The following is a 7,518-nucleotide window of genomic DNA, read 5'->3' on the forward strand; positions in this document are numbered from 1 at the left end:
GGCAAGCGGAGCGGCCGGGGTGCCGAGCCCTGTCGCGTTACATCTCGTTGTTACATCGGGGGGCCGCCTCCCGGTGCGCGGCTCCTGCCGCGTGAGCCTTGACAGGCCCGGCAGCAGGCGGCTTTCCTGTGGGCGAGCCCGCACACGTTTCCAGCGTGTTACATGTGTTTCATGGCAAGAAACCGCCGAGGAGACCCCGATGAGACGCGCCCTGGGCGCGGCGGCCTTCACCGCCGCCGCGCTGTGCCTGACCTGCCTGCCCGCCACCGCGGCCCCCACCCACCACCCCGCGCAGCCGAGCGCGCAGGTCTGGCTGACCACCGCGGACGACTCCGCCCAGTTGCAGCCGCAGGCCCCCGTCGCCTTCCACACCGGCGCCTCCGACCTGACCACCATCACCGTCGACCCGAACCAGACCTTCCAGCGGATGGACGGCTTCGGCGGCGCCATGACCGACTCCTCGGCCGCGGTGCTCAGTTCGCTGCCCGCAGCCGCCCGCGACACCGCGATGCGCAAGCTCTTCGACCCGCGGCAGGGCATCGGCGTCAGCTTCCTGCGCCAACCCGTCGGCTCCTCCGACTTCACCGCGGCCGCCGCGCACTACACGTACGACGACATGCCCGCCGGGCAGACCGACTTCGGCCTCGACCACTTCAGCGTCGCCCACGACCAGGCGCAGATCCTGCCGCTGCTGCGGCAGGCCAAGCGGCTCAACCCGCACCTCACGGTGCTGGCCACACCCTGGAGCCCGCCCGCCTGGATGAAGGACTCCGACTCCCTGGTCGGCGGCCACCTCAAGGACGACCCCGCCGTCTACCAGGCCTACGCCCGCTACCTGGTCCGCTTCGTCCAGGCCTACGCGGCCGCCGGCGTCCCCGTCGACTACCTCACCGTCCAGAACGAGCCGCAGAACCGGGCGCCGAGCGCGTACCCCGGCACCGACCTGCCCGTCCAGCAGGAGGCCGCCGTCATCGAGGCGCTCGGCCCGCTCCTGCACCGGGCCAGCCCCCGTACGAAGATCCTGGCGTACGACCACAACTGGACCACCCACCCCGGCGACATCGCCACCGCCCAGCAGATGGGCGAGGACCCGCAGACCGACTACCCGTACGAAGTGCTCGACGGCCCCGCAGCCCGCTGGATCGCCGGCACCGCCTACCACTGCTACTCCGGCGACCCCAGCGCCCAGACGGCACTCCACGACGCCCACCCGGACAAGGGCATCTGGTTCACCGAGTGCTCCGGCTCCCACGGCGCCACGGACACCCCCGCGCAGATCTTCCGCGGCACCCTGACCTGGCACGCCCGCACCATCACCGTCGGCACGACGCGCAACTGGGCCAAGTCCGTGGCCGACTGGAACCTCGCCCTGAACCCCGCGGGCGGCCCGCACCTCGGCGGCTGCGACACCTGCACGGCGCTGCTCACCGTCGCACCCGACGGCACCGTCACCACCAACGCCGAATACTCGACCATCGGGCACCTGTCGAAATTCGTGCAGCCCGGAGCGGTACGGATCGGCAGCACCAACTTCGGTACGACCGGGTGGAACGGCCAGATCACCGACGTCGCCTTCCGCAACCCGGACGGGTCCACCGCGCTGGTCGTCCACAACGAGAACGACGCGCCGCGCTCCTTCACCGTCGCGGTCGGCGAGGAGAGCTTCGACTACACCCTGCCGGGCGGCGCGCTGGCCACCTTCACCTGGCCGGGCGACCCGCGCCTGACCAGCACGCTGCACGCGGTGCCGCTGTCCGGGGCGACGGCGTCCCCCGCCGGTGAGGGCTCCGCCGCCCTGGCCGCCGACGACGACGCCTCCACGCGGTGGACGACGGGCGCCGCCCAGGCCCCGGGCCAGTACGTCCAACTCGACCTGGGCCGCCGCACGGCATTCCGCCGGGTCACCATCGACAGCGGCGACAACCTCGGCGACTACGCCCGCGGCTGGAGCCTCACCCTCAGCGACGACGGCACCCACTGGCGCCCCGCCGCGACCGGCGCCGGCACCGGCCAACTCACGAAGGTCGACCTGCGGTCGGCCTCGGCCCGCTACGTGCGGGTGACGCAGACGGGCAGTTCCGCGAGCTGGTGGAGCGTGGCGGACCTCCACGTCTACCGCTGACGCGGTGCTCGGGGGAGCGGCGCGCCCACCCGGCACCGACGCGCGGCCCTTCCGGGCCGGGGCCAACCCGAACGCTCACCCGGCCACCAACCGGTGGCCCCGGTCCGCCCCGGGCGGCCCCTTCGGGCCGGTGGCGACCCGTACGCCGGTCGACGGCTGGTCGCGCAGTTCTCCCCCAGAGCTCCGCCTGGGGGTACCCCCACGCGCCCCTAAGGTGGTGGCGGTCCGTCGGCCACGTGACGGTGGGTGGTGGGCTGGTCGCGCCGTTCCCGCGCCCCTGAAGGGTGCCGTCCGGTGTGGAGGGTGCCCACCAGGGGCGCGGGGAACTGCGCGCTCAGCCGGTCACCGGCTGGTGGTCCGGGTCGGACCGGGCGGCCCCTTCGGGCCGGTGCCGACCCGCGCGCCGGTCGAGGGCTGGTGGCGCCGTCCCCCGCGCCCCTAAGGTGGTGGCGGTCTGTCGGTCACGTGACGGTGGGCGGGTGGGTTGCGCGCGCAGCTCATGGGCGCCTCGGGGCCCGGTTCGGCGCGGAGGGCGAGGGGTCGTGGGGGCGTGCGCCCCGGAGGGGCCTCGGCCCCTTGACTGGTAGGGCTGTGAGCGCTAACAATGGTCGTTCACGGATCGGAGAACCATGTCGCAGACCGGAGCCCACCCCCGCCGGGCCCCCACGATGGCGGACGTCGCCCAGCTGGCAGGCGTATCGCATCAGACCGTCTCGCGCGTCCTGAGCAACCACCCCAACGTACGCGACACCACGCGCGCCGAGGTGCAGCGGGCCATCGAGCAGCTCGGCTACCGGCGGAATTCCTCGGCCAGGGCGCTGGTGACGCGGCGCACCCTCACGCTGGGCGTGGTGGCGTGCAATCCGACGCTGTTCGGTCCGGCCAGCACGTTGTTCGGGCTGGAGGAGGCCGCCCGCGACGAGGGCTACATGGTCTCGGCCGTCACCTTGCGGCGGTATACGGCGAAGGCGCTGGAGGAGGCCATCGACCACCTCAGCGACTGGGGCGTCGAGGGCATCGTCGTGATCGTGCCGCACCGCGAGGCGGTCGCGGCGCTGGCCGAGCTGCGGCTGCCGTTCCCGGTCGTCACCGTCGAGGGCGGGCACTCGCTGCCGATAGCGGGCGTGTCGGTCGACCAGGAGCTGGGCGCGCGGCTGGCGACCAGCCACCTGCTGGGGGCCGGGCACCGCACGGTGTGGCATGTCGCGGGGCCGCCGGACTGGCTGGAGGCGGAGGCCCGGGTCAGCGGGTGGCGCAGCACCCTGGAGGAGGCGGGCGCCGAGGTGCCGCCGCCGCTGGTGGGGGACTGGACGCCGCTGTCCGGCTACCGCGCGGGCCAGGAGCTGGCGGGGCGCGTCGCGGCGGGCTCGGCCCGCAGGACGTCCGCCGACGTCACCGCGGTCTTCGTGGCCAACGACCAGATGGCGCTGGGCCTGATGCGGGCCTTCCGCGAGGCCGGGCTCTCGGTCCCCGGACAGGTGGCGATCGCCGGCTTCGACGACATTCCCGAGGCCGAGTTCTTCGCCCCGCCGCTGACGACCGTCCGGCAGGACTTCGCCGCGGTCGGGCAGGCCAGTATCCGCCTGCTGGTGTCCCAGTTGGAGACCGGCGCGACCAGCCGTGACGGTGAGCGCGTGGTGATCGAACCTCGGCTGATCGTCCGGCGCAGCAGCACGACGTCCTGAAGCCCGGTTCGCCGCGGGGCGAACCGCACGAAGGTTCCGGCACGCCACGGGCGTCGCCGGGACCTCCCGCATATCTGGGGAGAAGCTATGACCACCAACTCGCCCGCCGTGACCGTGGGCGTCGACTTCGGGACCCTGTCCGGGCGGGCCCTGGTCGTCGCCGTCGAGGACGGCGCCGAACTGGGCAGCGCGGTGCACGACTACACCCACGGGGTGGTGGACGGCGCGCTGCCGGGCAGCGGGCGGGCGCTGCCACCGGACTGGGCCTTGCAGGTGCCGCAGGACTGGCGTGACGTGCTGCGCTTCGCGGTGCCGCGGGCGCTGGCCGCGGCGGGGGTGCGGCCGGAGCAAGTGGTGGGCGTCGCCACCGACTTCACCGCCTGCACGGTGCTGCCCGCGCTGGCGGACGGTACGCCGCTGAGCGAGCTGCCGCATTTCGCGACGCGCCCGCACGCCTACCCGAAGTTGTGGCGGCACCACGCGGCGCAGCCGGAGGCCGACGACATCGTGGCGGCGGCCGAGGAGTCCGGGCAGGACTGGCTGGCGCGCTACGGGGGGAAGATCTCCAGCGAGTGGCAGTTCGCGAAGGCGCTGCAGGTGCTGCGCGAGGACCCGGAGGTCTACGCGGCGGCCGAGCGCTGGATCGAGGCGGCCGACTGGATCGTGTGGCAGCTGACGGGCGCGGAGAACCGCAACCTGTGCACCGCCGGCTACAAGGGCATCCATCAGGACGGCACTTACCCGGACGCGGACTTCCTGGCCTCGCTGCACCCGGACTTCGCCGACTTCACCAAGAAGCTGGACTTCCCACTCTCCCAACTGGGCTCCCCGGCAGGCACGCTGAGCGCCCAGGCGGCCGCGCTGACCGGGCTGCGGGAGGGCACGGTCGTGGCGGTGGGCAATGTGGACGCGCATGTCACCAGCGCGGCGGCGCGGGCGCTGGAGCCCGGCCACATGCTGGCGATCATGGGCACCTCGACCTGCCACATCATGAACTCCGACGTCCTCGCCGAGGTCCCCGGCATGTGCGGGGTGGTCCGCGACGGCGTCGTGCCCGGCCTGTGGGGCTACGAGGCCGGCCAGAGCGGCGTCGGCGACATCCTGGCCTGGTCGGTGCGCACGGCGGCCCCGTACGAATACGCCGCAGAGGCCCGGCGCGAGGGCATCTCGGTGCACGAGCTGCTCACCCGCAAGGCGGCCTCGCAGCCGGTCGGCGGGCACGGCCTGGTGGCGCTGGACTGGCACAGCGGCAACCGCTCGGTGCTGGTCGACCACCACCTGTCGGGCCTGATCGTGGGCCTGACGCTGGACACCCGCCCCGAGGACATCTACCGGGCGCTGGTCGAGGCGACCGCCTTCGGCACCCGCACGATCATCGAGGCCTTCGAGCGGTCGGGCGTCCCGGTGAACGAATTCACCGCGGCAGGGGGGCTGTTGAAGAACGCCTTCCTGATGCAGACCTACAGCGACGTGCTGAACCGCCCCATCAACGTGCTGGCCTCCGAGCAGGGCCCCGCCCTCGGGGCCGCGATCCACGCCGCGGTCGCGGCGGGGGCCCACCCCGACATCCGCACCGCCTCGGCGGCGATGGGCCGGATCGAGCGGGCGGCGTACGTCCCGGACGCCGCCCGCGCGGCCGCCTACGACGGGCTGTACGCCGAATACCGCACCCTGCACGACCACTTCGGACGCGGCGGCAACGACGTCATGCACCGGCTGCGCTCCCTGCGCACCGCGCGGACGGCATGAGGCGTCGCTGCCCGGGAGCGATTGTTAGCGATCACTTTCCTGTTGTTAGCGCTCACTACGAGAGACGAGACCGAGGTTCTTCGCCATGAGCAGCAGTCCCCCCGCACCGCCCGGTGCCGTCGCGCGTCTGCGCGCGCAAGTCAGCGAGCTGCACCAGGAGCTGGTCCGCTACCAGCTGGTGGTCTGGACGGCCGGAAACGTATCCGCCCGGGTGCCGGGCGCCGACCTGTTCGTGATCAAGCCCAGCGGAGTGGACTACGACCGGCTGGCGCCCTCGAACATGATCGTGTGCGACCTGGACGGCCGGGTGGTGGAGGGCGGCGGGCTGTCACCGTCGTCGGACACGGCGGCGCATGCGTACGTCTACCGGCACATGCCGGAGGTAAGCGGGGTGGTGCACACCCACTCGACGTACGCGTGCGCGTGGGCGGCCCGCGGTGAAGCGGTGCCGTGCGTACTGACCGCGATGGCCGACGAGTTCGGGGCGGAGATCCCGGTGGGGCCGTTCGCGCTGATCGGCGACGACTCGATCGGGCGCGGCATCGTGGACACCCTGCGGGGCCACCGCTCGCCCGCCGTCCTGATGCGCAACCACGGGGTGTTCACCGTCGGCAAGGACGCGCGGGCGGCGGTGAAGGCCGCCGTGATGTGCGAGGACGTGGCCAGGACCGTCCACATCTCCCGGCAGTTGGGCGAGCCGCTGCCGATCGCCGGCCCCGACATCGACCGGCTCTACGACCGCTACCAGAACGTCTACGGCCAGCCCGCGCCCCCCGCCGGCGCCGCCGCCCCCTCCGCGGCTGACCTGTCCCCCTTCGATCTGCCCGCCGCCGACCTGTCCGCCCGCACCGACCGAGGAGCCACCGCATGAATGCCGCACCCACCGCCGAGGTCTGGTTCCTCACCGGGAGCCAGGGCCTTTACGGTCCTGAGACGCTGGCGCAGGTTGCTGAGCAGTCGCGGGAGATAGCGGGATTGCTGGCCGGGTTGCCGGGTGGGCCGGTGCGGGTGGTGTGGAAGCCGGTGTTGACCGATGCTTCGGCGATCACGGGTACGGTCCTGGCGGCGAACGCCGATGACGGCTGTGTGGGTCTGATCGCGTGGATGCACACCTTCTCGCCGGCGAAGATGTGGATCGGGGGTCTGGATCTGCTGCGCAAGCCGTTGCTGCACCTGCACACGCAGGCCAATGTCGAACTGCCGTGGTCCAGCATCGACATGGACTTCATGAACCTCAACCAGGCCGCGCACGGGGATCGCGAGTTCGGCTATATCCAGTCGCGGCTGGGGGTGGCGCGCAAGACGGTGGCCGGGCATGTCAGCGATCCGCACGTCGGGGCCCGTATCCATGCCTGGATGCGGGCGGCGGTCGGGCACGCGGCCCTGCGGAGCCTGCGGCTGGCCCGGTTCGGCGACAACATGCGCGATGTGGCGGTCACCGAGGGCGACAAGGTCGAGGCGCAGTTGCGTTTCGGCGTGTCGGTGAACACCTACGGTGTGAACGATCTGGTCGAGGCTGTCGACTCCGCCTCCGAGACCGAGGTGACGTCGCTGGTCAAGGAGTACGCCGACAGCTACCGGCTGGCGCCCGAGCTGGCCGGGGGTGCGGCTCGGCATGACGCGCTGCGCTACGCGGCCCGTATCGAGCTGGGCCTGCGGGCCTTCCTCGACGGCGGCGGCTTCAAGGCCTTCACCACCAACTTCGAAGACCTCGGGGGCTTGCGGCAGTTGCCGGGGCTTGCGGTGCAGCGGCTGATGGCCGACGGCTACGGCTTCGGCGGCGAGGGCGACTGGAAGACCGCGACCCTGCTCCACACGGTGAAGTCCATGGGTGCGGGGCTGCCCGGCGGCACGTCGTTCATGGAGGACTACACCTACCACCTCGCACCGGGCAGTGAACTGATCCTGGGCGCTCACATGCTGGAGGTGTGCCCGACCATCGCGGGCGGCCGGCCCAGTTGC

General features: G+C 72.5%; 5 protein-coding genes. All 5 read left to right on the forward strand.

Features of this window, described 5'->3' with window-relative positions; translation table 11 throughout:
* Positions 1 to 199 precede the first annotated feature (199 nt).
* Positions 200 to 2,122, forward strand: coding sequence for a discoidin domain-containing protein (locus tag BUE44_RS03210; RefSeq protein WP_073493316.1), 1,923 nt, complete (start codon positions 200 to 202; stop codon positions 2,120 to 2,122).
* A 629-nt stretch (positions 2,123 to 2,751) separates the two neighbouring features.
* Positions 2,752 to 3,807: a LacI family DNA-binding transcriptional regulator gene (locus tag BUE44_RS03215; RefSeq protein ID WP_073493318.1), complete on the forward strand. Its 1,056-nt coding sequence runs from the start codon at positions 2,752 to 2,754 to the stop codon at positions 3,805 to 3,807.
* 87 nt (positions 3,808 to 3,894) lie between these two features.
* A complete protein-coding gene (araB, locus tag BUE44_RS03220; RefSeq protein ID WP_073493320.1) occupies positions 3,895 to 5,556 on the forward strand; it encodes a ribulokinase in 1,662 nt (553 codons plus the stop codon).
* A gap of 85 nt (positions 5,557 to 5,641) precedes the next feature.
* Complete coding sequence (locus tag BUE44_RS03225; protein WP_079189428.1) at positions 5,642 to 6,427, forward strand: L-ribulose-5-phosphate 4-epimerase; 786 nt, start codon at positions 5,642 to 5,644, stop codon at positions 6,425 to 6,427.
* On the forward strand, positions 6,424 to 7,518 hold a 1,095-nt coding region (locus BUE44_RS03230; protein ID WP_073493480.1), incomplete at its 3' end, for an L-arabinose isomerase family protein. The genes BUE44_RS03225 and BUE44_RS03230, both read left to right, overlap by 4 nt.

It is taken from the genome of Actinacidiphila paucisporea, from assembly GCF_900142575.1.
GTDB lineage: Bacteria > Actinomycetota > Actinomycetes > Streptomycetales > Streptomycetaceae > Actinacidiphila > Actinacidiphila paucisporea.